The sequence below is a fragment of the Planctomycetota bacterium genome, from assembly GCA_026387035.1.
GTDB lineage: Bacteria > Planctomycetota > Phycisphaerae > FEN-1346 > FEN-1346 > JAPLMM01.
This window is the reverse complement of sequence record JAPLMM010000131.1, coordinates 1-25075: the sequence shown is the minus strand read 5'-3', so window position 1 is coordinate 25075 and position 25075 is coordinate 1. Positions and strand designations below refer to the sequence as shown.

General features: G+C 65.1%; 37 protein-coding genes and 1 pseudogene. 1 reads left to right on the top strand and 37 read right to left on the bottom strand.

Annotation, left to right across the window (positions count from 1 at the left end; translation table 11 throughout):
* A partial coding sequence (locus NTX40_04540; GenBank protein ID MCX5648352.1) for an outer membrane lipoprotein carrier protein LolA occupies positions 1-591 on the top strand: 591 nt, incomplete at its 5' end.
* Positions 592-624: 33 nt separating this feature from the next.
* Here NTX40_04540 and NTX40_04535 read toward each other — a convergent pair.
* The 37 genes and pseudogenes from NTX40_04535 to rpoC form a co-directional block, all read right to left on the bottom strand.
* The gene (locus NTX40_04535; protein ID MCX5648351.1) at positions 625-843 is read right to left on the bottom strand and encodes a type II toxin-antitoxin system HicA family toxin; all 219 of its coding nucleotides are present in this window, start codon (positions 841-843) and stop codon (positions 625-627) included.
* A 5-nt stretch (positions 844-848) separates the two neighbouring features.
* The gene (locus tag NTX40_04530; GenBank protein MCX5648350.1) at positions 849-1088 is read right to left on the bottom strand and encodes a type II toxin-antitoxin system HicB family antitoxin; all 240 of its coding nucleotides are present in this window, start codon (positions 1086-1088) and stop codon (positions 849-851) included.
* Positions 1089-1212: 124 nt separating this feature from the next.
* Positions 1213-1629, bottom strand: a complete 417-nt coding sequence (locus NTX40_04525) for an HIT family protein (GenBank protein MCX5648349.1) — start codon at positions 1627-1629, stop codon at positions 1213-1215.
* 64 nt (positions 1630-1693) lie between these two features.
* On the bottom strand, positions 1694-2089 hold the full coding sequence (rplQ, locus tag NTX40_04520) for a 50S ribosomal protein L17 (GenBank protein ID MCX5648348.1): 396 nt from the start codon (positions 2087-2089) through the stop codon (positions 1694-1696).
* Positions 2089-3114, bottom strand: a complete 1026-nt coding sequence (locus NTX40_04515; GenBank protein ID MCX5648347.1) for a DNA-directed RNA polymerase subunit alpha — start codon at positions 3112-3114, stop codon at positions 2089-2091. Before NTX40_04515 ends, rplQ begins: the two co-directional genes overlap by 1 nt.
* Before the next feature lie 24 nt (positions 3115-3138).
* A complete protein-coding gene (gene rpsD / locus NTX40_04510; GenBank protein ID MCX5648346.1) occupies positions 3139-3771 on the bottom strand; it encodes a 30S ribosomal protein S4 in 633 nt (210 codons plus the stop codon).
* 30 nt (positions 3772-3801) lie between these two features.
* The gene (rpsK, locus tag NTX40_04505) at positions 3802-4176 is read right to left on the bottom strand and encodes a 30S ribosomal protein S11 (GenBank protein ID MCX5648345.1); all 375 of its coding nucleotides are present in this window, start codon (positions 4174-4176) and stop codon (positions 3802-3804) included.
* A gap of 176 nt (positions 4177-4352) precedes the next feature.
* Positions 4353-4736: a 30S ribosomal protein S13 gene (gene rpsM / locus NTX40_04500; protein ID MCX5648344.1), complete on the bottom strand. Its 384-nt coding sequence runs from the start codon at positions 4734-4736 to the stop codon at positions 4353-4355.
* A 3-nt stretch (positions 4737-4739) separates the two neighbouring features.
* On the bottom strand, positions 4740-4874 hold the full coding sequence (gene rpmJ, locus NTX40_04495; GenBank protein ID MCX5648343.1) for a 50S ribosomal protein L36: 135 nt from the start codon (positions 4872-4874) through the stop codon (positions 4740-4742).
* A 31-nt stretch (positions 4875-4905) separates the two neighbouring features.
* Complete coding sequence (gene infA, locus NTX40_04490) at positions 4906-5121, bottom strand: translation initiation factor IF-1 (protein ID MCX5648342.1); 216 nt, start codon at positions 5119-5121, stop codon at positions 4906-4908.
* 9 nt (positions 5122-5130) lie between these two features.
* Positions 5131-5925: a type I methionyl aminopeptidase gene (gene map, locus NTX40_04485; GenBank protein MCX5648341.1), complete on the bottom strand. Its 795-nt coding sequence runs from the start codon at positions 5923-5925 to the stop codon at positions 5131-5133.
* A 12-nt stretch (positions 5926-5937) separates the two neighbouring features.
* A complete protein-coding gene (locus NTX40_04480) occupies positions 5938-6594 on the bottom strand; it encodes an adenylate kinase (protein MCX5648340.1) in 657 nt (218 codons plus the stop codon).
* 24 nt (positions 6595-6618) lie between these two features.
* Entirely contained in the window at positions 6619-8007 is a 1389-nt protein-coding gene (gene secY / locus NTX40_04475; protein MCX5648339.1) for a preprotein translocase subunit SecY, read from the bottom strand.
* Positions 8004-8453 (bottom strand): 50S ribosomal protein L15, encoded by a 450-nt coding sequence (gene rplO, locus NTX40_04470; GenBank protein ID MCX5648338.1) that lies wholly within the window; start codon positions 8451-8453, stop codon positions 8004-8006. Before rplO ends, secY begins: the two co-directional genes overlap by 4 nt.
* Positions 8450-9037, bottom strand: coding sequence for a 30S ribosomal protein S5 (gene rpsE / locus NTX40_04465; protein MCX5648337.1), 588 nt, complete (start codon positions 9035-9037; stop codon positions 8450-8452). The genes rplO and rpsE overlap by 4 nt, the downstream gene beginning before the upstream one ends.
* Before the next feature lie 29 nt (positions 9038-9066).
* The gene (gene rplR, locus NTX40_04460) at positions 9067-9435 is read right to left on the bottom strand and encodes a 50S ribosomal protein L18 (protein MCX5648336.1); all 369 of its coding nucleotides are present in this window, start codon (positions 9433-9435) and stop codon (positions 9067-9069) included.
* A gap of 5 nt (positions 9436-9440) precedes the next feature.
* Positions 9441-10025: a 50S ribosomal protein L6 gene (gene rplF, locus NTX40_04455; GenBank protein ID MCX5648335.1), complete on the bottom strand. Its 585-nt coding sequence runs from the start codon at positions 10023-10025 to the stop codon at positions 9441-9443.
* A gap of 31 nt (positions 10026-10056) precedes the next feature.
* The gene (gene rpsH, locus NTX40_04450) at positions 10057-10452 is read right to left on the bottom strand and encodes a 30S ribosomal protein S8 (GenBank protein MCX5648334.1); all 396 of its coding nucleotides are present in this window, start codon (positions 10450-10452) and stop codon (positions 10057-10059) included.
* A gap of 23 nt (positions 10453-10475) precedes the next feature.
* Positions 10476-10661: a type Z 30S ribosomal protein S14 gene (locus tag NTX40_04445; GenBank protein ID MCX5648333.1), complete on the bottom strand. Its 186-nt coding sequence runs from the start codon at positions 10659-10661 to the stop codon at positions 10476-10478.
* 13 nt (positions 10662-10674) lie between these two features.
* Positions 10675-11226 (bottom strand): 50S ribosomal protein L5, encoded by a 552-nt coding sequence (gene rplE, locus NTX40_04440; GenBank protein ID MCX5648332.1) that lies wholly within the window; start codon positions 11224-11226, stop codon positions 10675-10677.
* Between the two features lie 6 nt (positions 11227-11232).
* Complete coding sequence (gene rplX, locus NTX40_04435) at positions 11233-11550, bottom strand: 50S ribosomal protein L24 (GenBank protein MCX5648331.1); 318 nt, start codon at positions 11548-11550, stop codon at positions 11233-11235.
* Between the two features lie 18 nt (positions 11551-11568).
* Positions 11569-11955, bottom strand: coding sequence for a 50S ribosomal protein L14 (gene rplN / locus NTX40_04430; protein MCX5648330.1), 387 nt, complete (start codon positions 11953-11955; stop codon positions 11569-11571).
* Entirely contained in the window at positions 11952-12287 is a 336-nt protein-coding gene (rpsQ, locus tag NTX40_04425) for a 30S ribosomal protein S17 (protein ID MCX5648329.1), read from the bottom strand. Before rpsQ ends, rplN begins: the two co-directional genes overlap by 4 nt.
* Positions 12284-12520, bottom strand: coding sequence for a 50S ribosomal protein L29 (gene rpmC, locus NTX40_04420; GenBank protein MCX5648328.1), 237 nt, complete (start codon positions 12518-12520; stop codon positions 12284-12286). The genes rpsQ and rpmC overlap by 4 nt, the downstream gene beginning before the upstream one ends.
* A gap of 34 nt (positions 12521-12554) precedes the next feature.
* Positions 12555-12974: a 50S ribosomal protein L16 gene (gene rplP / locus NTX40_04415; protein MCX5648327.1), complete on the bottom strand. Its 420-nt coding sequence runs from the start codon at positions 12972-12974 to the stop codon at positions 12555-12557.
* Positions 12958-13620: a 30S ribosomal protein S3 gene (gene rpsC, locus NTX40_04410; protein MCX5648326.1), complete on the bottom strand. Its 663-nt coding sequence runs from the start codon at positions 13618-13620 to the stop codon at positions 12958-12960. Before rpsC ends, rplP begins: the two co-directional genes overlap by 17 nt.
* Before the next feature lie 24 nt (positions 13621-13644).
* Positions 13645-13980, bottom strand: a complete 336-nt coding sequence (rplV, locus tag NTX40_04405) for a 50S ribosomal protein L22 (protein ID MCX5648325.1) — start codon at positions 13978-13980, stop codon at positions 13645-13647.
* Between the two features lie 177 nt (positions 13981-14157).
* Positions 14158-14415: pseudogene (gene rpsS, locus NTX40_04400) on the bottom strand (30S ribosomal protein S19).
* A gap of 14 nt (positions 14416-14429) precedes the next feature.
* Positions 14430-15287, bottom strand: coding sequence for a 50S ribosomal protein L2 (gene rplB / locus NTX40_04395; protein ID MCX5648324.1), 858 nt, complete (start codon positions 15285-15287; stop codon positions 14430-14432).
* A 42-nt stretch (positions 15288-15329) separates the two neighbouring features.
* Positions 15330-15608, bottom strand: a complete 279-nt coding sequence (rplW, locus tag NTX40_04390) for a 50S ribosomal protein L23 (GenBank protein MCX5648323.1) — start codon at positions 15606-15608, stop codon at positions 15330-15332.
* Positions 15608-16252 carry a 50S ribosomal protein L4 gene (gene rplD, locus NTX40_04385; GenBank protein ID MCX5648322.1) on the bottom strand — a complete coding sequence of 215 codons (645 nt, stop codon included), beginning with the start codon at positions 16250-16252 and terminating at the stop codon, positions 15608-15610. Before rplD ends, rplW begins: the two co-directional genes overlap by 1 nt.
* Positions 16253-16257: 5 nt before the next feature.
* Complete coding sequence (gene rplC, locus NTX40_04380) at positions 16258-16908, bottom strand: 50S ribosomal protein L3 (protein ID MCX5648321.1); 651 nt, start codon at positions 16906-16908, stop codon at positions 16258-16260.
* A gap of 4 nt (positions 16909-16912) precedes the next feature.
* Entirely contained in the window at positions 16913-17221 is a 309-nt protein-coding gene (rpsJ, locus tag NTX40_04375) for a 30S ribosomal protein S10 (protein MCX5648320.1), read from the bottom strand.
* 226 nt (positions 17222-17447) lie between these two features.
* The gene (gene fusA, locus NTX40_04370) at positions 17448-19553 is read right to left on the bottom strand and encodes an elongation factor G (GenBank protein MCX5648319.1); all 2106 of its coding nucleotides are present in this window, start codon (positions 19551-19553) and stop codon (positions 17448-17450) included.
* Positions 19554-19703: 150 nt separating this feature from the next.
* Positions 19704-20180 carry a 30S ribosomal protein S7 gene (rpsG, locus tag NTX40_04365; protein MCX5648318.1) on the bottom strand — a complete coding sequence of 159 codons (477 nt, stop codon included), beginning with the start codon at positions 20178-20180 and terminating at the stop codon, positions 19704-19706.
* Between the two features lie 38 nt (positions 20181-20218).
* Entirely contained in the window at positions 20219-20590 is a 372-nt protein-coding gene (rpsL, locus tag NTX40_04360) for a 30S ribosomal protein S12 (GenBank protein ID MCX5648317.1), read from the bottom strand.
* Between the two features lie 36 nt (positions 20591-20626).
* On the bottom strand, positions 20627-24913 hold the full coding sequence (rpoC, locus tag NTX40_04355; GenBank protein ID MCX5648316.1) for a DNA-directed RNA polymerase subunit beta': 4287 nt from the start codon (positions 24911-24913) through the stop codon (positions 20627-20629).
* Positions 24914-25075: the final 162 nt, after the last annotated feature.

Below are 25075 nucleotides of genomic sequence, written 5' to 3'. Positions count from 1 at the left end.
CTGTATGAGGATGTCCAGAAGCGCAAGGGGGAACTCCTGTTCCGCGCGCCGAACCTGCTGCGTTTCGAGTTTACCGACCGCCCGCGGGAGACCTTCGTCTTCGATGGGCGAATCCTCTACCACAAGAAGGACGCGACGAAGCAACTCATCATCTGGGAGATTCGCCGGCCCGAGGAGCCCGCCCTCGATTCGTTCGAACTCGGCAAGACGCCGTTCCCTATGCCGTTCGGCCAGAAGAAGGAAGCCGTCCTCAAAAACTTCGACGTCAGCCGCGACGCCGCCGAGGAATCTCACGACAAGGAAAAACGCGGCGTCCTCGTGTTGAAACCGAAGAAGGACACGCCGCTGGCCGAGACGTACACGGCCATCGCGCTGTGGGTGGACGCGAAGACGTTTCTGCCGACCCGGGCACGGCTGTGGGACACGAGCGAGAACATCACGACGATCGACTTTCACCGCATCGAGACCAACAAGAAGGTGGATGCGAAGACGTTCGCTCGCCCGGACATCCCGGAAGACTGGGAGATCGTGCACCACGCGAAGGAACCGGAGGCAGAGGCGCAAGGCGAGACGGAGCGGAAAGCACAATAGGCCCCGAAGGAAACCCGTCGCGGCGGGAAGGGATCACCGCAGGCGAAGGTAATCGTCCACCGAGAACCCGGCGTCTTTGAGGATGCGAACCGCCAGACCGCGGCCGATGTCGCACCCGGTGTGCGTGGGAACGGTAACGGACGCCCGGCGCCCCTCGTGCCAGAGGGTGAGGTGCCCTCCCTTCTGGCGGTCTTCCGAGAACCCTTGCGTCTTCAGGAATCGCACGAGTTCCCGAGCCGTGACCTGCGGCATGCGGCTCATTCGGGTACCCCGACGGTGAGTTCCTCGACGTGGACGAGGTTTTCGCTCTGAGGTATCGGCTCGGCGTGGGCGAGGAGGGCCGCCAGATGTTCCTCGATGGCCACACGGATGTTGCGTTTGGCCTCCTCGATGGTGCGACCGTTGCTGAAGCAGCCGGGAAGCGTGGGGCTGTACGCATAGTAGCCTTCGTCTTCCGGTTCCTTTTCGATCACGACCTGAAAGGAATAGTACTTCATCGCCCTGCCTCCTCGGAAAAGCACCACAGACAATTATACCACGAGTAGGGCGCGGTGCAAAAAATACTTTCTCTGAGCCTCACGCCTGCGTCGCGGCGCCCGGCGTTAGAAGGCCGAACAGCCCCTAGGTTGCCAACTGCCGGCGGATGGCCTCAGCCTGTTGCTTGAGAACCTCCGGGTCCGCCTGCTTGGCAGGCCAGCGGAAACCGAGGCCGTCCTCGGGCCAGCGCGGAATCAGATGAACGTGGACGTGGAGCACTTCCTGGCCCGAGCAGGGGCCGTTGTTCTGGAGGACGTTGATGCCTTCGGCGCGGACGGCCTTCTGGACCGCGGCCGCCAGCAACGGAATGTGGCGCGCCAGGTGCGCCGCCTCGTCGGCGGGCATCTGGTGGATCATCTCGTAGTGCGCCTTGGGGATGAGAAGCGTGTGGCCCGGCGAAATGGGCCCGATGTCCAGGAAGGCGAGACACAGGCCGTCCTCAAAAACCTTGGTGCAGGGGATTTCGCCTGTGACGATTTTGCAGAAGACGCACTCGGCCATCGGGAACTCTCCCGACCGCGTCGGCCAAAGAAAACGCGCGCCCCGTGGGACTCTGGTGCGCGGATTACTTCTTCTTGGCCTTTTCCTTCTTTTCCTTCTCTTTCTTCTCGACGAGTTCGAGGCGGCACAACTGGGTCGCGTCGCCGACGCGGAACCGCGCGAGTTTGACGATGCGGGTGTATCCACCCGGGCGCTGGGCGACGCGCGGCGCAATGTCCTCGAAGAGTTTCTTCACGAGCGCCTCGTTCTGGAGCCTGGAGGCCGCCCGTCGGCGGTCGGCCAGCGTGCCCCGCTTGGCCAACGTGATGAGCCGATCGACGAATCGGCGGGCTTCCTTGGCCTTCGGGATGGTGGTGGTGATGGCCTCGTGCTCCAGCAGAGCCGCGGCCAGGCTCCTGAAGAGCGCGGTGCGATGGCTGCCGGTCCGGCCGAGTTTCTTTCCCTGCTTCAGGTGCCGCATCAGGCGCTTCCTCCGCCGCCACCGGCCGTCACACCCTCCAGGTCCATGCCGATCGAGAGGCCGAGGTCGGCCAGTTTCCGTTTGATCTCGCGCAGGCTGGTCTTGCCGAACGACCGGAGGTTCAAGAGGTCCTCCTCGCTGAGGCGGACCAGTTGGCCGACGGTCATGATGTTTTCGGCCTCGAGGCAATTGGCGGCCCGGATCGAGAGTTCCAGGGACGAGATGGGCATGGCGAGTTTGCGTTCGAGTTCCGAGACGTATTCCTCGGTACCGGCCGCTTCCTCGGCCACCGGGACCACCTCGGCGCCCAATTCTTCGCCGGGCTGGAAGTACTCGACGAACGGGTTGAGGTGCTTGCGCATGATCTTGGCCGCCTCGACCAGCGCCATCTCCGGCGTCACGGTGCCGTTCGTCCATATCTCCATGACAAGGCGGTCGTAGTTCGTCCGCTGGCCGACACGCGTATCCTCCGTGCGATACCGCACGCGTACGACGGGTGAATAGAGGCTGTCGACGGGAATGTAGCCGATTTCCTGCTCTTCGGGGGTGTTCTGCTCGGCGGCGACGTATCCCCTGCCCTTGGCGATGCGCAATTCGAGACGGAAGTCAACGTCCTTCGACAGGGTCGCCAGGAGATGGTTCTTGTTGATGATCTCGACGTTCGGGTCGGTCTGAATCTTGGCGGCGGTCACCGGACCGGCCTTCGCGGCCGCCAGGGTGACGATGCGGGGCTCGTCGCCCTCGAGGCGCACGACCAGGCCCTTGACGTTCAGAATGATGTCGGTGACGTCTTCGATGACGCCTTCGATGCTCGAGAACTCGTGCAGGACGCCCTCCATTTTGACGCCGGTGACGGCCGCCCCCTCGAGGCTCGAGAGGAGGATCCTCCGGAGGCTGTTGCCGATCGTCACGCCGAAGCCGCGCTCAAACGGCTCGGCGACGAACCGCCCATACGTCTCCGCCATGGTGGCGGCGTCCGCAACCACACGCGTGGGGAGTTCGAGGCCCTTCCATCTGATCCGCATCACGGGTTTGCCTCCTGCCTATGGTTAACGGCTGCAGAACTCGACGATCAGGTTTTCATTCACCTGGAACGAAATCTCGTCACGGGCCGGCAACGCCTTGACGCGCCCGCGGAAATGCTCCGGGTCGGACTCGATCCACTGGGGAACCATGCGGCCCTGGTCTTCGCTGGTCCAGGCGCGGACGAGTTCCCGACTGGCCTTGCGATCGCGAATTTCGATCTCGTCGCCGACCTCGACCTTCAGGCTGGAGATGTTGGCCATCCGGCCGTTCAGGAGCACGTGGCCGTGCAGCACGGTCTGGCGTGCCGCCCGCCGGCTCGGCGCGAAGCCCATCCGATAGACGACGTTGTCCAGCCGTCGCTCCATCAGGATCAGGAGCCGCTCGCCGGTCGAACCCTTGGTGCGCGACGCCTCGGCGAAGAACCGCCGGAACTGGCGCTCCAGGACGCCGTAGTACCAGCGCAGTTTCTGCTTCTCGCGGAGGCGCAGGCCGTACTCGGTCGGCCGCCGGCGCCGCCAGAAATGCATGCCGGGCGGCTTGTTGCGCCACTGCTTCTCGATGGCGCACTTGGCGCTTTCGCATCGCACGCCCTTCAGGTAGAGTTTCATCCCTGCGCGGCGGCAACGGCGACAAACAGGACCCGTATATCGTGCCATCTCGTTCCCTCGTTTTCCCAGCCGGCCGCTTCAGACGCGCCGGCGCTTGCGTGGCCGGCAACCGTTGTGCGGAATCGGGGTCACGTCCTCGATGGCGGTCACTTTCAGCCCCGCCGCCTGAAGCGCCGTAATGGCCGATTCCCGGCCGCTGCCCGGACCCTTGACCCGGACCTCGACTTCCCGCATGCCCATCTTGATCGCCTTGTCGGCGCACGCCTCGGCGGCCCGCTGGGCCGCGAACGGCGTGGACTTCCGACTGCCCTTGAACCCGATCGTGCCGGCGCTGTCCTGGCACAGGACGTTCCCGGCCGGGTCCGTGATCGTCACGATCGTGTTGTTGAAGGTGGCTTTGACGTGCGCGACGCCTTTGGCCACGCTCCTGCGTACTTTTTTTTTCTTCGCCATCGTCTCTCCCTGCTGTTTCGCGCCTCGCGCCGTTCGCCGTTCAATCCGCAAAATCCGCGCTCGCCTTTCGGCTCGCGGCTAACCGTGAGGATGTGCGATATTGCTGCTTCTTTCCGCGTTCCGCCCTTCGACCTTGCTCAGGGCGGCCCGAGCATGGTCGAGGGGCCGCGTTGGCTTTAGTGCAGTTCCTTAACGCCCTTCTTGCCGGCCACGGTCTTGCGAGGGCCTTTGCGCGTGCGGGCATTGGTCCGCGTCCGCTGGCCGCGAACCGGCAGGCCCCGCCGGTGGCGAACGCCGCGATAGCAACTGATGTCCCGCAGGCGAGCGATGTTCTGCATCACCTGGCGTCTCAGCGCGCCCTCGACGACGAAACTGCGGTCGATCACCGTGGCGACTCGGCCGACTTCGTCTTCCGTCAGGTCCCGGGCCCGCCCGTTCGGGTCGATTTGGGCCTCCTTGCAGATCTGGAAGGCCGACCGCCGCCCGATGCCGTAGATATACGTCAGGGCCACCCACGTGGACTTTTCGCCCGGCACGTCGACACCCGCGATACGGGGCATACGCTACCTCCTCGCCTTCGCTTTGCCTCGCTGGCGCTGCTTGTGCCGCGGATTCGTGCAGATGACGCGCACGACGCCGCGACGCTTGATGATCCGGCAATTCTCACAGATTCTTTTGACGCTCGTCCGAACTTTCATCGCCTTAGCGCCTCTCCTTAACCGGCCTACCTCAGCCCGACCGGTACACGATCCGACCCCGCGAGAGGTCGTAGGGCGACAGTTCCACCGTCACGGTGTCGCCCGGCAGGATCCGGATAAAATGCATCCGCATCCGCCCCGACACGTGCGCGAGCACCTTGTGTCCGTTCTCCAACTCGACACGGAACACGGCGTTCGGCAACGCCTCGGTCACCTTTCCTTCCATTCGGATGACGTCCTTCGCCATCGCTCGGACTCATCCTTTCCCTTGGTCCGTCAATCGCGTCAAGGGCTCCGCACCCTCTCGACGGATCACAAACGTATCTTCAAAATGGGCCGACGGCTGACCGTCGCAGGTCACCACCGTCCACCCGTCTTCCTCCTCCCGCACCTCGCGCCCGCCGAGGTTCACCATCGGCTCGACCGCCACGGTCATGCCCTCGATGAGGAGCCAATCATTCTTCAGCAGGTCGCGGCTCACGAAGTTGGGCACCTTGGGCTCTTCCCACATTTTTCGGCCGATCCCGTGGCCGACGTAATCGGTCACCACGGAGAAGCCCGCCCCGCGGACCAGGGCCTCTATCCGCCCGGCCACCGCCGACCACAGCACGCCGGCCCGCGCTTCGCGGCAGACGATTTCGAGCGCCTCGGCCGTCACCTCCAGCAGCCGCCGGACACGCGCGGGCACCTTGCCGACAGCAAACGTTCGAGCGGCATCGGCGCACCAGCCGTCCTGCTCCACGCCGAAGTCGATCGACACGATGTCGCCTTCGGCGATCCGGCGCGGGCCGGGAATCCCGTGCACCAGTTCCTCGTTCAGAGAAACGCAGATGTTGCCGGGATATTTGCGTCCGCCTCGCGGATGCGGCTGGCCGAGAAAAAGGCTCCTCGCCCCATGGTCGCGCGCCAGGCGAGCGGCCTCGGCATCGAGTTCGGCCGTCGTGACGCCAGGCCGCCCCATCTCCTCGAGCCGCGCCAGCACCAGCGCCACCGTCCGTCCGGCCCGACGCATCTTTTCAATCGCTGCCGGGCTCTTCGGACAGATTGCCATGGCCGACACGCGTCAGGCCCCCTCGACCTTCTTCAGTTGTTCAAAGAGCCTTTCCCTGACCTCGTCAGGGGTCCCCTCGCCGCCGACCCGCACCAAGAGTCCGCGGCCTTCGTAGTAGTCCACCAGCGGCGCCGTCTGGCGCTCGTAGGTGGCGAGTCGCTTGCGCACCGTTTCCGGTGCGTCGTCGTCTCGCTGCACCAGCGCCGCCCCGCACGTGTCGCACCGGTTGTCGCTTCGCGGCGGCATATGCACCAAATGGTACGTCCGCCCGCACTCCGGGCAAACGCGCCGCCCGCCCATCCGCTCGACGATCACCTCGCCATCGAGCGTGAGGCAAACGACGGCGTCCAGTTTCGTCTTCGACGCCCCGAGCGCTTCGTCGAGCGCCCGGGCCTGGCCCTCCGTCCGCGGAAACCCGTCGAGGACCCACCCGCCGGCGCAATCCTTCTCGCGCAAACGGGACGTCACCGCCTCGGTTGTCAACTGGTCCGGCACCAGTCGGCCGGAATCCACGTACGACTTTATCTGCCGGCCGAGCGGAGAGGCGCGGCCGATCTCGGCACGGAAGATATCGCCGCTCGACACATGCGGCACGGCATAACGGGCGGCCACGGCTTTCGCCTGCGTTCCTTTGCCGGCCCCCGGGGGACCCAAGAACACGAGTCGCACGATTGCGTTCCCCTTCGCGGGCGGCTACCCGCGGCGTCCCCGGACCCGGCCCTCCGCTAAGAAGCCTTCGTAGTGTCGCATGATCAGGTGCGACTCAACCCGCTGCACGAGGTCCAGCGCCACGCTGACGATGATCAGAAGGCCCGTGCCTCCCAGAAAGCCCGTCATGACCATGCTGACGTTGGTCAGGCTGCTGACGACCATCGGGAGGATGGCGACGACGGCCAGGAAGCCCGCGCCGACGTAGGTGATGCGGTTCATAACGCGTTCCAGGTACTCGGCCGTCCGCCGGCCGGGGCGCATCCCGGGAATAAACGAACCCCAATCGCGCAGGTTGTCGGCCATTTCGCGGGGCTGGAACTGGATCGCCGTCCAGAAGTAGCAGAACAGGTAGATCATCGCGATGTAGATCAGCAGGTGCGTCTCGCTGCCGTAGGTAAACAGGTTCCGCAACTCGACGGTGAGGGCGGCGAACGGCGTGCTCGCGGTCGCGTTCGCGACCATGTCGAACAGGTACATCGGCAGATAAAGAAGGCTGGATGCGAAGATGACGGGGATGACGCCCGCCTGGTTGACGCGCAGGGGGAGGTACTGGCGCTGGCCGCCGTACACTCGCCGGCCTCGCGTGTGCTTGGCTTGCTGGATCGGAATGCGCCGCTGCGCCTGGGTAATCAGGATCACTCCGACGATCACGCCCACGAACATCACGATGACGAGCAAGACCGTCTCGATGCCGATTTTCTCCGCCGCCTGAAAACTCATGAACTCAAACTGGGCGTTGTCCCACAAGTACGCAGCCACGGCGGGAAGGCGGTCCACGATGCCGGCCATGATGATGAGGCTGATGCCGTTGCCGATCCCGAACTCGTCCACCAGTTCCCCGAGCCACATCAGGAAAACCGTCCCGGCCGTCATCGCGGTCACCGAGACGAGGTAGTACATGAAGGGCCTGACGTCGCCTCGCCACCCGCCTTCGCCGAAAGGCTTCATGTTCACGACGAACGAGGCCTGGACGACGCACAGAAGCACCGTCAGGTAGCGGGTGTACTCGTTGATTTTGCGGCGTCCGGTTTCTCCTTCCTTCGCCAGACGTTCCAGCGACGGGACCGCCTGCGTCAGCAACTGAAGGATGATCGAGGCGCTGATGTACGGCATGATGCCGAGCGCAAAGAGGAACGGCTGGAACGTGCCGCCCGTGATCCGCGCGATGAAGTTCAGGTAGTCGCGGAGCCCGCCGCCCGCCGTTCCTTCCGCCGATTCTTTCGATGCCAGCAGTTGCCCCAGGTATCCCGCGTCCGTCCCGGGAATCGGGACGTACGTCCCCAGGCGGAACAAGGCGACGATGAGCAGCGTGAAGAGCAGTTTCCTCCGCAGTTCCGGAATCTTGAAGACGTTGATAAGGGACCGAATCACGTTTCGATCACCTCCGCCTGGCCGCCCGCCTCGATGATTTTGCTGGCCGCCGATTCACTGAACGCATGCGCCCGAACCGTCAGCGCCTTCTTCAACTCGCCCCGCCCCAGCACTTTGAGCCGATAAAGGCGGCCCTGAATGAATCCCGCTTCCCGCAGTTCATTCGGCCCGACGCTGTCGCCCTTGCGGAAATGGTTCAGGTCCTCGATGTTCACCACGTGCACCGGCGTGGCAAAGCGGGCGTTGGAGAACCCGACCTTCGGCAAGCGGCGGAACAGAGGCATCTGGCCGCCTTCGTACGTCGCCCGCCGGTGGTATCCCGCGCGCGCCTTGGCGCCCTTGTGGCCCCGTCCGCTCGTCTTGCCGAGGCCCGAGCCGATGCCTCGCCCGATGCGCTTGCGGGCCGGATGGGCCTTCGCGTGTTTTTTGACGTCCGTCAGGTTCACGTCGCCTGTCCTTTGCCCGCCTCGGTTCCCGCCACGGCACCGCCCTTTTCAGGCCGGCGCGCGGTCTGTTCGCTCGGCATGAGTTCCTCCACCGGGACGCCCCGAAGGCGCGCTACTTCCTTCACGTCCTTTAGTTGTTCGAGGGCGTTGAGAGCGGCTTTGACGAGGTTCACGGGGTTGGTGCTCCCGAGCGATTTCGTAAGGATATTGCGGATGCCGACCATCTGGCAGACGGCCCGCACGCCCCCGCCCGCAATCACGCCCGTCCCGGGTCCTGCCGGCCGCATGTACACCCGTGCCGCGCCGAACCGTCCGATGACCTCGTGCGGGATCGTGTCGCCCGTCAGAGGAATCCGCCTGAGGTTCTTCTTCGCCTCCGCGATGCTCTTTTCGACGGCGGGCGGCACCTCATTCGCCTTGCCGTACCCCACGCCGACACGCCCGCGCCGGTCGCCCACGACCGACAGCGCGCTGAAACTGAAACGCCGGCCGCCCTTCACGACCTTCGCCGACCGGTTGATCGCGACGACGTTTTCCTGCAATTCGCCGGTCTCGCCGAAAAAGTTGTCCTGCTCGGTTGCCACGCGCCTTGTTCCTCCAAGCCCGCCGGGGGCTAGAATTGAAGCCCGCCTTTTCTTGCGGCTTCGGCCAATGCCTTCACGCGTCCGTGGTACTTGCGCCCCCCTCGGTCGAAGCACACCGCCGTGATGCCGGCCTTCTTGGCCTGCTCGGCCAGCAGCGTGCCCACCTGGGTGGCGGCATCGCGGTTGCTCGTGCTCTTGAGGTTCCCTTTCAGCGGCTCGCTGAGCGTACTGACCGTGAGGAGCGATCGCCCCGCCACATCATCGATCACCTGGGCGTAAATGTGCTTCACGCTTCGATACACGCACAGGCGCGGACGCGCAGGGGTCCCGAACACTTTCTTGCGGACGCGACGGTGGCGCCGTTGCACGCCCGCTCGCCTTTTCAGTACATTCGCCATTGCCTTTACGCCCCTGCCGTGCCCGTGACGAACGTCTTGCCGGCCTTGCGCCGGATCTGTTCGCCCGCGTACCGGAAACCCTTGCCCTGATACGGCTCCGGCGGCCGCACGTGCCGAACCTCGGCGGCGAACTCGCCGACGAGTTGCTTGTCGCAGCCGCGGATTGTCATCTTCGCCGGAATGTCGTTGCCGCGAGTGCTGGGCGTATCGATGACGACCTCGAGCCCCGCGGGAACCATTTTCTCGGCCGGCTTTGCGAACCCACAGCTCAGCAGCAACTTTTGGCCCTGCAAGGCGAGCGAAAAGCCCGTCCCATACAGTTCCAGGCGCTCCTCATATCCTTTCGTCACACCTTCCACCATGTTGGCGATGATCGCCCGCGTCAGGCCGTGCAGCGCCCGGTGGCGACGCTGGTCACTCGGCCTCTTGACCGTGACCAGGCGCGGACCTTCGTCGAAGGCCACCTGCATCTCGCGGTGGAACGTCCAGGCGAGTTTGCCTTTCGGCCCCTCGACCTCGACGGTGCTGCCCTTGACGGCCACTTTGACCTTCTCGGGCACCGGAACCGGTTTGTTGCCTACTCGGGACATCCTGTCCTCTTCGCCTCGCGTTCTCGTGCCGTCACCAGATCGTGCAAAGCAACTCGCCGCCCACGTGCATCCGCCGGGCCTGCCGGTCGCTGACGATGCCTTCGGGCGTCGAGTAGATCGCCACGCCCAGACCGCCCAGGACCACAGAGATCTCGTCCGTCTTCTTATAGACGCGCAGGCTCGGTTTGCTCTCACGCTTCAGGTGTGTGACGATCTTTTCCCCGTCGGGCCCGTACTTCAGGTGGACCCGGAGCACGCCTTGCTTGCCGTCGCTGATCTCATCCACGTCGCGAATGTACCCCTCGGCCCGCAGGACCTGGAGGATACCCCGGCACGTCTTGGAGGCCGGGATATCGACGTGGCTCTTGCGCCGCCCAAGGGCGTTGCGAATTCGCGTCAGCATGTCGGCGATGGGATCGTTGGTCATCGCCTTCGAGTCTCCTTCTTCGGTTACCAGGACGCTTTCCGGACACCCGGAATCAGTCCCTGCAAGGCGAGGTTCCGGAAACAGATGCGGCAGACGGAGAACTTGCGGTAGACGGATCGTCGCCGCCCGCACAGTTCACAGCGTCGAACTCGCCGCGTGCTGAATTTCGGTTCCCGCTTCGCTCGGTTTCGTTGCGCTTTGGTCGTCATCGACTCTCCGCCGTCAGGCACCCTCTCGCCGGAACGGGAACCCGAAGCCTTCCAGCAGCACGCGCGATTCCTCATCCGACCGGCTGTTCCGAATGCAGATCGTGATGTTCATCCCCTGCTGGTACTGGACGTCGGCCACCCGGACTTCCGGAAAAACCAGTTGCTCGTTGACGCCCATCGAATAGTTGCCGCGACCGTCGAACGCCGACGGATCCAGCCCGCGGAAGTCGCGGACTCGCGGAATCGCCAGGTTGATCAGGCGATCCAGAAACTCGTACATCCGCTTGCCGCGCAGCGTCACCATCGCGCCGCACACGTTGCCTTCGCGAAGGTGAAAATTCGCGATGCTTCGCTTCGCCTTCGTCAGCACGGGCTTCTGCCCCGTGATCGCCGCCAGGTCCTTGGCGGCCGCCTCGATCCGTTTCGGTTCGTCGCGGCTCTTGCCCAGTCCCATCGAGACCACGATCTTTTCCAGCCGGGGCAGGCTGAGCACGTTCCGGCGCCCCAGTTTCTCCTGGAGCATCGGGACGACCGTATCGCGATAATTGTCCAGCAGTCGCGCCATGTCCGCTTAGATTTCTCCGATGTCCTGGCCGCACTGGCGGCACACGCGGAACTTCTTGCCCGCCTCATCGCGGCGGAACCCGACCCGCGTCGCCTTGCTGCATTTCGGGCAAACCGGCAGCAGGTTCGACAACCGGATCGGCGCCTCGATTTCCAACCGGCCTCCCTGCGGATTCTTCCGCGAACGCTTGAGGTGCCTATACACCCGGTTGACGCCCTCGACGATCGCGCGGTCCTTTCGGGGCTCGACGCGCAGCACCCGCCCGCGGACGCCCTTGTCGTCGCCCGCGACCACCTCCACCGTATCGTCACGCCGAATATGCACCCCGCCGCTCACTTCCTCTCAGACCACCTCGCTCGCGAGCGAGACGATCCGCATGTACCGTTTCTCACGCAACTCCCGCGCCACGGCCCCGAAGATCCGCGTCCCGCGGGGAGTCCCTTCCTTGTCAATCAGCACCACGGCGTTGCCGTCGAACCGCACGAACGAGCCGTCCGGCCGGCGCGTCGGGTACTTCGTCCGGACGACGACGCAGCGAACGACCTCGCCGTGCTTGGCCTCGCCGCTCGGCAGGGCCTTCTGGACCGACGCGATGACAATGTCCCCGATGCCGGCCACGGGACGCGTGAAGGCCCCTCGCCGGGTCGAGCCGCCCAGCACCCGGATCACGCGAACGGTTCGCGCGCCCGTGTTGTCCGCCACGTCCACGATGGAACGCATCTGAATCATTGAACCGCTTCCCCGGCCTGCTGCGCCTCTTGTTCGAAAGCCTTGGGGTGCATCTCGGCGCTCAGGCCGGCTTCCGGATTCCGCTCAATCACGCGCACCAGCCGCCACCGTTTCGTCCGCGACATCGGCCGGCACTCCACTACCTCCACCGTGTCGCCGACGTGGGCCTCGCCAACCTCATCGTGGGCGTGCACCTTGCGGTCGCGGCGAACCATCTTCCCGTACTTCGGGTGCGGAAATCGCTGGGACACCCGGACCGTGATCGTTTTGGAGGACCGATCGCTGACCACCACGCCCTGCATTCGACGCTGGTTGCTCTGCGGTCGGTTCATTGTGCCGCTTGCTCCTCACCCGCGGCGGCGTGTTCGGCCAAGCGGGCCAATTCCCGGCCCCGCAGGACCGTGCGCATCCGGGCGATGTCCCGCCGAGCCTTCCCGAGTTCGCTCGGCACCTGAAGTTCTTCCGTTTCGGCCTGCGTCCGCAGGTCGAAGACTCGCCGCTCCAGCGCCTCCAGTTCCTGGTGGATTTGCTCGTCCGACATTTCGCGTATTTCTTTCGCCTTCATGCTCGCCTCTCGTGGACTCGCGCCGGCGCCCCACTCACCGTTGGCGGTGACGGTACACCAGGCGGGTCCGAATCGGCATCTTGTGGGCCACGCGCCGAAGGGCCTGCTTCGCCAGAGCCTCGGTCACCCCGCCCAGTTCAAACAGGACCCGCCCCGGCAGGACGACGGCGGCCCAGTAGGCCGGCTCGGCTTTGCCCTTGCCCATTCGTGTTTCCAGCGGCTTGGCGCTGATGGGCTTGTCCGGGAACACGCGCACCCACAGTTTCCCTTCGCGGTGCAGGAAGTGGGTGGCGGCGACGCGGCCGGCCTCGATCTGCTGCGCGCTCAGCCAGCACTGTTCCATCGCCTGAAGACCGTACTCCCCGAACGCCACGTAATTGCCCCGCCCCGCCTTGCCGCGCATCCGTCCGCGCTGACTCTTGCGGTGCCGGACGCGTCTAGGCATCATCGCCATCGCCGGCCTCCTTCGGAGTCTGCGCGTATTCGCCCAGATACACCCAGGCCTTCACGCCGGTCACACCGTACGTGCAATGCGCCTGGGCAAACCCGTAATCAATGTGAGCCCGAAGCGTGTGCAGGGGGATGCTGCCGCGGCTCGTGACTTCGGAGCGGCTCATTTCCGCGCCGCCCAGACGCCCCGCACAGCGGATCTTGACGCCGAGCGCCCCGGCCGCCATCGTCGTGTCCACCGCCTGCTTCATCGTCCGGCGGAACGCCGCACGTTTCTCCAGTTGCTGCGCCACGTTTTCCGCCACCAACTGGGCGCTCAGTTCCGCTTTCACCACCTCGACGATGCTGACCGTGATGCGCCGGCCCGTCAGGTCCTCCAGTTGCTCCCGCAGGCGGTCCACCTCGGCACCCTTACGGCCGATGATCAGGCCCGGCCGGGCCGAATGCAGGATCACTTTCACTTCTTCCCGGGTCCGCTCGATCTCGATCTTGGAGATGGCGGCGAACCCGTAGTTTTTCTTGATGAACCGGCGGATCTTCTCGTCCTCGACGAGCAGCGGACCATATGTCCGCTTCGGCGCGTACCAGCGGCTCCGCCAGGATTCGGTGATCCCGATGCGAAAACCGGTCGGATGAACTTTCTGTCCCATAGGGCAAACCTTGCCTTCGCCGTCTCAGGCCTTGCGTTCTTCCAGTTCCACGACGAGGTGGCACGTCGGCCGCCTCAGCACATCCGCCGACCCGCGGGCGCGCGGCATCACGCGTTTGTAGACCGGGCCCTGCTCCGCCCGCGCCTCCAGCACATAAAGCGCCTCCAGGTCCGCCTCCCGCTCGTCCGCGTTGGCCATCGCGCTGCGGACCACCTTCGCCACCAACTTCGCCGCACGCTGCCGGCTCAGGTCCAGCACCTGGAGCGCTTCCTCCAGGTCCATACCCCGGATCATCTCCATCACCAGTCCCGCTTTGCGGGCGCTCATCCGGGCGAATCGGTGGCTCGCTGGATATCCCATCGCGACTATCCCTTACGCGCCTGACGGCGCCCTATAGGCGGGTGGCCGACAAGGCTTCACCTACTTCTTCGGAGGCGGCGCCTTCGGCGCCGGACCGGCCGGTTTGACCCCCGCCGCCGGCGCCGCCGCGCCGGGCGCCGCGCCCGACGCCGCCGCTGCGGCGGCCATAGCGGCTCGCTTGCCGCTGTGCCCACGGAACGTCCGCGTCGGCGAAAACTCGCCCAACTTGTGCCCCACCATGTCCTCCGTCACGAACACCCGCAGGTGCGTCCGCCCGTTATGCACCAGAAAAGTATGGCCGACGAATTCCGGAACGATCGTGCATGCACGGGCCCACGTCTTGATGGGCTCGCGGGCGCCCAGGTCTTCCATGCGCTGGACCTTCCGCAGCAGTTTCACATCGACGAAAGGACCTTTTTTGGTCGAACGTCCCATCGCTCAGGAGTTCCTTACTTCGGGATCTTTGCTTCCCCGTAGCGCCGGCCGATCCGGCGGCGAATAATATGGGCATTGGTCGGTTTTCGGCGACGGCGCGTCTTGCCGCCCTTCGCCAGCACGCCCGTCGGCGAGACCGGATCCCGGCCGCCCGACCGCCGGCCTTCCCCACCGCCCATCGGATGGTCCACCGGGTTCATCGCCGACCCGCGGTTATGTGACCGGCGACCCTTGTGGCGCGTCCGCCCGGCTTTGCCGACGCGGATTCTGTTGTGTTCGCTATTGCCGATCGGACCGATGGTGGCGCGGCAACGGATGTTGATGCGGCGCATTTCGCCGCTCGGCAGGATGATGTACGCCCAGTCGCCCTCTTTCGCGCTCAGGGTGGCCGACCGGCCGGCCGACCGCACCAGTTTTCCGCCCTCGCCGGGCGCCATCTCGATGTTGTGCACCGGCAGCCCCGCCGGGATGTTCGCCAGCGGCATGCAGTTGCCGGTGTGCGGCTCCACACGTTCGCCGCTTTCCACTTTCTGTCCGATCTGGAGGCCTTCCGGGGCGAGGATGTACCGCTTTTCGCCGTCGGAGTAATGAATCAATGCGATGCGGGCGCTGCGGTTCGGGTCGTACTCGATGGCCGCCACCTTGCCCGCCACGCCGTCCTTGTCCCGACGGAAATCCACGATGCGGTAGAGCCGGCGATGGCCACCGCCCCGGAACCGGGCCGTCGTCACGCCCTGGTTGTTCCGGCCTCCGCTGCGCACGATCCGAACCGTCAGACCCTGCTCCGGACGCTTCTTCGTAAGGTCCGAGAAGTCCTGGACGCTCGAGCAGCGACGTCCAGCGCTCGTCGGCTTATATTGCTTGATAGCCATTCAGGTCAATCCTTCCGGCGTCGCCGAACGTTTCGGCGACCCCTAGAACAGGTCAATGCGATCGTCCGGGTGCAGCGTCACGACGGCCTTCTTCATGCCGGCCGTCCGGCCATGCGTATAGCGATAGCGGCGCTGCTTGCCCTGCCGTTTCATCGTCCGCACCTTCTCGACCCGCACTTCGTAGATTTTCTCGACCGCTTCGCGAATCTGCTGCTTGTTCGCGCGCCCGTGCACCTCGAACGCGTACTGGTTAAGCGTCTCGTTCTGGGTCGTCCCCTTTTCGGTGATGAGCGGCTTAATTACAACCTGGTAGGGGTCCATCAGTTCTTCCTCGACCCCAAGAGGGCCTCGAACGCCGGCCGGGTGAACACGACGCACTTCGGCCAGAGCACATCGTAGGCGTTCAGGTCCGCCACCGGCCTGACGCGTACCCGCGCCAGATTTCTCGCCGATTTCCAGAGCACGCCGGCATCGGCCGGCAGCGCCAGCAGGCACGTCCGATCCACCCCCATGGCCGCCAGCGCCCGCGCCACCTCGCGCGTCTTGGGCTTCTCCAGGTTCAGGCCGTCCAGCACGAGCACCTCGGCGTCCAGCATCCGGGCCAGGAGGGCCGAATCCAGCGCCCGCCGGCGCATTTTCTTCGGCATCGACAGCGAGAAATCTCGCGGCCGCTTCGCGAACGCATGACCGCCGCCCCGACGGATCGGGTTGGCGCGGGGACCCATTCGTGCGCGGCCGGTGTGTTTCTGGGCGTAAAGTTTCTTCGTCGAGTAGGCGATTTCGCCTCGGCTCTTGGTCTTGACGGACCCGACGCGTTGATTCGCCTCGTGGCGCCGCACGGCCAGACGCAGAAGGTCCATGTGGACCTCACCTCCGAACCAGGCCTCATCGACCTGGATGCGGTCTCCACGGCTTCCGTCCGGGTTGTATACCGCGACCTCGATCATGGCCTCTCGCGTTTCCAATCGCTTCACTTCTTCACCACGCCGACCTTCCTGGCGCTGCGGACGAACACATACCCGTTGCTCGGGCCAGGCACGCTGCCCCGGACGACGATCAGGTTCGCTTCGGCATCCACTCGCACGACCGCCAGGCGTTCGGCGGTCTGGCGGACATGGCCCATGTGACCGGCCATGCGCTTCCCCTTTCGGACGCCGCGGCCCGGAATGCCGGCACCCTCGCCGATGCTGCCCGAGGAACGGTGCTTCCGCTCCGTGCCGTGGCTGCCCGGCTGGCCGCCGAAACTGTGCCGCTTCATCACGCCCGCGAACCCGCGGCCTTTCGTCACGCCGACCACGTCCACCAACTTGACGTCCTCGAAGACCGCGACGGTCACCGAACCGCCCGCTTCATAGGCCGAGAGGTCGTCCGTGCGGTACTCGCGGACGAATCGCTTCGGCGTCGCGCCCGCCTTCTTGGCATGGCCGGACTCGGCCTGCGTCGCCCGGCGAGCCGCCTTCTCCTCAAAGCCCATCTGGACGGCATTGTATCCGTCCGTCTCGACGGTCTTGATCTGGAGCACCTGGCACGGGCCCGCTTCGATGACCGTGACCGGGACGTACCGGCCCTGGTCGTCGTACACGTTGGTCATGCCGACCTTTTTTCCCAGGATGGCTGGCATCCGGCTACGCCTTAATCTTGATATAAACGCCCGCCGGCATGTTCAACTTATTGAGGGCGTCGACCGTCTTGGTGGTCGGCTCTTCAATGTCGATCAGCCGCTTGTGCGTTCGAATCTCAAACTGTTCGCGGCTCTTCTTGTCAATGTGGGGCGAGCGGAGCACCGTGTACCGCTCGATGCGCGTCGGCAGCGGGATCGGGCCCTTGACGCGCGCGCCCGTGCGTTTGCTCGTTTCGACGATCTCGGCCGCGCTCTGATCCAGAACGCGGTGATCGTACGCCTCCATGCGAATTCGGATCCGGTCGCCAGCCATTCGGCCCCTCGAGTCGCTCAAGGCCCCATATCGAAAGACAATACATCCTCCCCGCCCGATCTCGCGCTCCGAAAACCGCGCGGGTCGCCGAAGGACGCATTGGTCACCGGCTCACGCAGAGCCGGTGTCTTTTTAAAGTGTCGAGACCGTGCAGTGTAGCAATGCAGCATGGCCTGTCAACCTATTTTTGGCGAAAAAACGCCCTTCGGGCCCCGCCCCGGCCCCCTCAGGCCAAGACCTCCCTGGCCACCTCATCCGGGACGACGGCATAGCGTTCGGGTTCCATCGAATACGTCGCCCGCCCCTGGGTAAGGCTCCGAATCACCGTCGCGTAGCCGAACATGGCCGCCAGGGGCACCGTGGCCGTGATCACTCGTGCCAGGCCCCTCAGGTGCGTGTCCTGGATCTCCGCCCGCCGGGCCATCAGATCGGCCGTAATATCCCCGAAATGCTCGTTCGGAGCCACCACCTGGAGCCGCATAATCGGCTCCAGAAGCAGGATGCCGGCCTTGGCGACGGCATTTTTGAGGGCGATGCTCCCCGCGGCCTCAAACGCGATTTCCGACGAATCCACCTCGTGGTACCGTCCGTCCAGGAGCGTCACGGTCACGTCGATCAGCGGGTAGCCGGTTTCGATGCCGGCGGCCGCGGCGTCGCGGACGCCGTGCTCGACAGCCGGAACGAACTCCGCTGGGATCGCCCAGCCCTTGATCTCGCTGGCGAAGGTGACCGGGTCGCTTTCCAGGTCGCCATGGGGTCTCGGCTCGACGCGGATCCAGACCCGCCCGTACTGGCCGTGGCCGCCCGACTGGCGAATGAACTGCCCTTCCGCCTCGACCGCTTTGCGGATTGTCTCCCGATAGGCGACGCGCGGCCGACCGACGATCGCGTCCACCTTGAAGTCCCGCAGCATACGGTTCTTCAGGACTTCCAGATGGAGTTCCCCCATTCCGGAGATGATCGTCTGGCTCGTCTCGGGATCCACGCGGTACTCGAAGGTCGGGTCCTCGCGCGCCAGCGTCTGAAGCACTTCGCCGAGCCGCTGGCGGTCGGCGCTCGTTCGCGGCTCGATGGCCATCGAAATCACCGTCTTCGGCGCGCCGATCGCCTCCAGGTACACCGGATGGTGCGTGTCGCAGATCGTTTCGCCGGTGACCGACTCCCGCAGACCCACGACGGCGATGATGTCGCCCGCGCCGACCTCGTCCTCGCGGATCCGCTCCTCCGCGTGCATTCGCCACAGGCGTTGAATGTTCTCTTTCTTGTCCCGGGAGGGGTTCAACACGCGCATCCCCGCGCGCAGCCGGCCGCGGTACACACGCACCCAGTGCAGGTCGCCGTGCGCGTCCGCCGATATCTTGAATACCAGTCCCACGAACGGCCCGTCGGGGTCAGGCTCCACCTCGACCTCTTTCACCTCGCCCCGCTTGCCGAGCGCGTGTCCCGTCACAGCGCCGACGTCCAGAGGGCTCGGCAAATAGTCGGCCACGGCGTCCATCAGGAGTTGGATGCCCTTGTTCTTCAGGGCCGCCCCGCACAGGCAGGGGATCAACTTCGATTGGATGCACCCGAGGCGGATCGCCGACTGGAGGTCTTCGATGCCGACTGCGTGGTCCTCCAGGTACTTGGCCATCAGGCGTTCGCAGACCTCGCCGGCTCGCGCCACGAGTTCCTCGCGGGCGTGCTCCGCCGGGTCACGCATGTCCGGCGGGATATCCATTTCCTCGACCTCGGTTCCCAGGTCGTTGCGGTAGTAGAACGCCCGCATCCGCACGAGGTCCACGATGCCGCGGAAATCGGCGCCCTGGCCGATGGGGAGTTGCACCGGCACGGCGGCGGGGTGTAGCCGCTCGCGGATCTCGGCGATGACGCGCTCCCAGTCGGCCCCGACACGGTCGAGTTTGTTGATGAAGGCAAGGCGCGGCACGTGGTACCGGTCGGCCTGGTGCCAGACGGTCTCGCTCTGGGCCTCCACGCCTCCGACGGCGCAGAAGACCACCACGGCCCCGTCCAGGACGCGCAGAGACCGCTCCACTTCGATCGTGAAGTCGACGTGGCCGGGCGTGTCAATCAGGTTGATCGTTCGGCCCTTCCACGGCAGGGTCGTGGCGGCGGAGTGGATCGTAATGCCGCGCTGCTGCTCCTCCGGGTCGAAGTCCATGACGGCCGTGCCGTCGTGCACCTCGCCCATCTTGTAGGTCTTGCCCGCGTAGTAGAGAATGCGCTCGGTGACCGTGGTCTTACCGGCATCGATGTGCGCGGTAATACCGATGTTTCGAATGTTGTCCAGGTCGCCACAGGCGACCCGACCTGGCGGGCTGTCGGTAGCCATCGTTCGGCTCGTACCATCGGGCGGAGGGCGCGTACGGCCCGCCCTCCCTTTGTCCCCACCGCCTTTTCATGTCAAGGCGGCCGATTCTTGTCTGACTGGAGACCCGGAAAAAAGCGGGGCCGGCGCGCCATTGCCCGCCGGCCCCAGGGATTACCACGCGAAGTGGGCGAACGCCTTATTGGCCTCGGCCATCCGGTGCACGTTCTCGCGCGTCTGGATCGCGGTTCCTTCACGCTTGTACGCCGCGAGGAGTTCCTCGGCCAGGCGGTCGGCCATCGGCTTACCTGATCGGCCGCGCGCCGCCTCCAGAATCCAGCGGATTGCCAGGCTCAGGCGACGCTTCTCATTCACCTGCATCGGGACCTGGTACGTCGCACCGCCCACGCGCTTCGAGCGGACCTCGATGCGCGGCTTCACGTTATCCACCGCCTGGGTAAAGACTTCCAGCGGCTGGGCGTCCTTGACCTTTTCGGCAATCAGGTCCATCGCCCCGTAGAAAACGCGCTGCGCTGTCGCCTTCTTGCCCTGCCACATCATGCAGTTGACGAACGTCTGGACGAGGTCGCTGTTGAACCTGGGGTCCGGGCGCAAGTGCGTGTGGCTCGCGGTCCACTTCTTGTAGGCCATGTCGATCTCCCGGCCGCCAGGGTGGTCCTCTGGGCGGCCTACCTGCCTTTCTTCGCCCCGTACTTGGAACGGCTCTGTTTGCGGTTCTCCACGCCCAGCGCGTCGAGCGTGCCGCGGATAATGTGATACCGGACGCCCGGCAGGTCGCGGACTCGCCCGCCACGCACCAGCACGATGGAGTGTTCCTGAAGGTTGTGGTCGATGCCGGGAATGTACGCGGTGATCTCCTTGCCGGTCGACAGGCGCACGCGCGCGATTTTCCGCAGGGCGGAGTTCGGCTTCTTGGGCGTCATGGTGCGGACCAGCGTGCACACGCCCCGTTTCTGAGGGCATCGCTGGAGCGCCTGGCTCTTCGACTTCGACTTCTGTTTCCGGCGTCCTTTTCGGACGAGTTGGTTGATCGTCGGCATCCTTCGTTTTCTCCCTGTTTGCCTTTCCCGTCCGCCTTAGGCTTCCAGAAGCCTTTGTCGGACCTCGGACCCCAGACCAATGGGCGCCTGCTCTTCGGCAGCCCGTTCGGCCGCGACCGGCGGTTCCGCGTGCAGCCGAACCATCGCCTCCAGATAGGGCTTAAAGCCGGTCCCGGCCGGAATCAGGTGCCCCAGCACCACGTTTTCCTTGAGGCCCAGGAGCGGGTCCGCTTTACCCGCCAGCCCCGCTTCCGTCAAGACCTTGGTCGTTTCCTGGAAACTGGCGGCCGAGAGGAACGATTCGCTCTGGAGACTGGCCTTCGTAATTCCCAGGAGCATCGTCTTGGCGGTGGCAGGCTTGGGCCGGCGCTTCTTGGGCTCCGCGCCGCCGCCCTGCTCGGCAATCGCCGCCGCTTCCTCGAATTCGCTCTTCAGCACCAGTTGCTCTTCCTCGAACTCCGTGTCGCCGGGGTCCACGACCTTGACCATCTGGCCGAGGCGCTGGTTCTCGGCGCGGAACCGGAACTTGTCCACCACCTCGCCGGGGAGGAAACTCGTGTCGCCCGGCCGGTCCACGCGCACTTTGCGCAGCATCCGCGAAAGGATCGCCTCGATGTGTTTGTCGTCGATTGTGACCGGCGCGCACCGGTACACGTTCTGGATCTCCCGCAGCAGGTACTTCTGGAGTTCCGCCTCGCCGGCAATCCGCAGCATGTCGTGGGGAACGAGCGGACCGTCCGTGAGCATCTCGCCCGCCTTGACCTGGTCGCCCGTGTGGACCCTGAGGTGGCGGTCGTGCGGCACGTAGTGCTCTTTCTCGATGCTCGTCTCGGGATTCCGGACGATGATGGTCATCTTGCCGCGCTTCTTCTCCTGCGACAGTTCCACCACGCCGTCGATCTCACTCATGACGGCGGGCTCTTTGGGCTTGCGGGCCTCAAAGAGTTCCGTGACGCGCGGCAGGCCGGCCGTGATGTCCTGGGTGCCCGTGACTTCCCGCGGGCGCCGCGCCAGGATCATGCCCGGCACAACCTTCTCCCCTTCGTCGATCTCGACGTACGTGCGGGCGGGGATGTAGTGGAATTCGAGGATCTTGCCTTCCCGGTCCTCGACGATGATGCGGGGGTGGAGTTCGCCTTTGTGCTCGATGACCAGGCGCCGCTTGAAGCCCGCCCGGTCCTCCTCGATGCGCATCGTCTCGCCCTCGACGATGTCGGCGTAGCGGGCGATGCCTTCGTCCTCCGCGAGGATGGGGGCCATGTGCGGGTCCCACTTGCAGACCAGTTCGCCGGCCTTGACCTTGGCTTCGTCCTTCACCAGAAGCGTGGCGCCGAGGGGAACGCCGAAACGTTCGAGTTCCCTGCCCTTGGGGTCGAGGACGAGGATTTCGCCGTTACGCTTCAGGCTGATGGTGCGTTCGTCCTCGCCGTCTTTGACGGAAACCGCCCGGATGCCGTGGTACTTCACCACGCCGTCCTGGCCGGCCCGGTGTTCGCTCTGAAGGACCGCCCGGTGGGCCGTGCCGCCGATGTGGAACGTCCGCATCGTCAGTTGCGTGCCCGGCTCGCCGATGGACTGGGCGGCGATGATGCCGACCGCCATCCCCTCTTCCACCAGTTCGCCGCTCGACCGGTCCACGCCGTAGCACATCGCGCAGCACCCGAAGGGGGACTCGCACGTGAGCGGGCTGCGGACGCGAAGGCGGTCGATGCCGAGTTCCTCGATCTTCGACGCCGCCCCTGCCGTAATCACTTCGCCGACCCGCACGACGTACTGGTCGGTGAGCGGGTCCACGATGTTCTGGGCGGAGATGCGGCCGACGACGGCGTCGACGAGCGGCCGGTCCACCTCGCCGCCCGCGTACCACACCTCTTTCTCGACCGAGTTCAGTGTGCCGCAATCGTCCTCGGCGATGATGACGTTCTGGGCGACGTCGGCGAGTTTGCGCGTCAGATACCCCGAGTCGGCCGTCTTCAGGGCCGTATCCGCCAGGCCCTTACGCGCGCCGTGAGTCGAGGAGAAGTACTCCAGCACGGTGAGGCCTTCGCGGAAGTTGGCCTTGATGGGCGTCTCGATAATCAGGCCCGATGGCTTCGCCATCAGGCCTCGCATGCCCGCTAACTGCCGCACCTGGTCGATGCTGCCGCGGGCGCCCGAATGCGTCATCAGCCAGATGGGGTTGAGGCGCGGCCGGCCCTCGCGCGTGTCGTTCTGGAGTTCCTTCATCATCTCGGCGGTCACCTGTTCCCGCGCGTGGGTCCACGCGTCGATCACCTGGTTGTACCGTTCGCCGTCGGTGATGGCGCCCGCCTCGTAGTTCCGGTTGATCCGGTCCACTGTTCTTTGGGTGGCCTCGAGGATCTTGCGTTTCTTCTCGACGGGGACGCGGAGGTCTTCCGTGGAGAACGACAGGCCCGCCAGCGTGGACCACTTGAACCCGAGTTCCTTGATGGCGTCCAGGACGTCGATCGTGGCCGACCGCCCCAGCAGCCGGTAACAATCGCTGATGACCTGGGCCGTCCCTTTCTGGTGCAGCGCGAAGTTATAGAACGGCATCCCCGCCGGGAGGATGTCATTGAAGAGGATGCGTCCGACGGTGGTTTCGATCCGCCGGTTCTTGGGGCTCGCCTCCGGGCCGTCTTCCGTCGCCAGTTGGAGCCCTTCCGGCAGGCGGACGAGGATGCGGGCGTGGAGGCTCACGATGCCGTGCGCGTGGGCGGCGATAGCCTCCTGGAGGCTGGCAAAGGCCTTGCCCTCGCCCTTTTCGCCCAGGTTCATGTTCGTCAGGTAGAAGCACCCCAGGACGACGTCCTGGCTGGGACTCATGATTGGAGCCCCGTTGGACGGGCTGAAGATGTTGTTCGTCGCCATCATCAGCACGCTGGCGTCCACCTGGGCCTCGATCGAGAGCGGCAGATGAACGGCCATTTGGTCGCCGTCGAAGTCGGCGTTGAAGGCCCGGCACACGAGCGGATGAATCTTGATGGCGTTGCCTTCGATCAGCACTGGCTCGAACGCCTGGATGCCCATGCGGTGCAGCGTCGGCGCGCGGTTCAGAAGCACCGGGTGCTGGTGCGTCACTTCCTCCAGGATGTCCCACACTTCGCGGTCCTGGCGCTCCAGCATCCGCTTGGCGCTCTTGATCGTGTCGGCGTAGCCGAGTTCCTTTAGCCTCCGGATGATGAACGGCTGGAACAGTTCCAGCGCGATCTTCTTCGGCAGGCCGCACTGATGCAATCGCAACTCCGGGCCGATGACGATGACGCTTCGGGCCGAGTAGTCCACGCGCTTGCCCAGCAGGTTCTCGCGGAAGCGGCCCTGCTTGCCCTTGATCATATCGGTGAGCGACTTCAGCGGCCGGTTCGACGACCCCAGCACCGGCCGGCGGCAGCGGGCGTTATCGAACAGCGAGTCCACCGCCGCCTGAAGCATCCGCTTCTCGTTCCGGATGATCACCTCGGGCGCGTTCAGGTCCACCAGTTTCTTCAGCCGGTTGTTCCGGTTCATGATCCGCCGGTACAGGTCATTGAGGTCGCTCGTGGCGAAGTTGCCCGAGTCCAGCAGCACGAGCGGCCTCAGGTCCGGCGGAATCACCGGGATGACGTCCAGTACCATCCATTCCGGCTGGTTGCCCGACTCGCGCAGCGACTCCACCAGCCGCAGCCGCTTCGTCAGATTCCGGATCTTCTGCTTCGAGCGGGTCTTCTCGAAACCGTCCCGAAGTTCCAGGGAAAGCGCCGCCAGATCCAGCCGCTGGAGCATCTTCTTGACGGCCTCGGCGCCCATGTCGGCCTCGAACTCCGAGCCGTACTGCTCCCGCATCTCGCGGTACTCTTCCTCGCTCAGCAGTTGCTTGGGCTTCAGCGGCGTCGGGCCGGGGTCCACCACCACGTAGTCCTGGAAGTAAATCACCTTCTCCAGGTCCGACACTTTCATGTCCAGCAGGGCGCCGAGGCGCGAGGGCATCGCCTTGAAGAACCAGATGTGCACCACCGGGGCCGCCAGGTTGATGTGCCCCATGCGTTTGCGCCGGACGCGGCTGTGGGTGACCTTGACGCCGCAACGGTCGCAGATCATCCCCTTGTGCTTCGTCCCTTTGTACTTGCCGCAGAAGCACTCCCAATCACGCTCCGGGCCGAAGATCCGCTCGCAGAACAGACCGTCACGCTCCGCGCGGTACGTCCGGTAGTTGATCGTCTCCGGCTTCTTCACTTCGCCGTACGACCACGAGCGGATTTTTTCGGGCGACGCGAGGCCGGTCTTGATCGCGTCAAATTCCTGTTCCTGCGTGACCTGCTTGAAAAGATCGAGCAGTGCTTTCATGCGTACTCCCGGATGATTCGTGTCGGAGATGCGGGTTCGATTGGCTTCGGCGCGGCGCTCAGAAGCGCTCGAGGTCGATGTCGATCGCGAGCGAGCGGATTTCCTTCACCAGCACGTTGAACGACTCCGGCATGCCGGCCTCGATCTTGTGCTCGCCCTTCA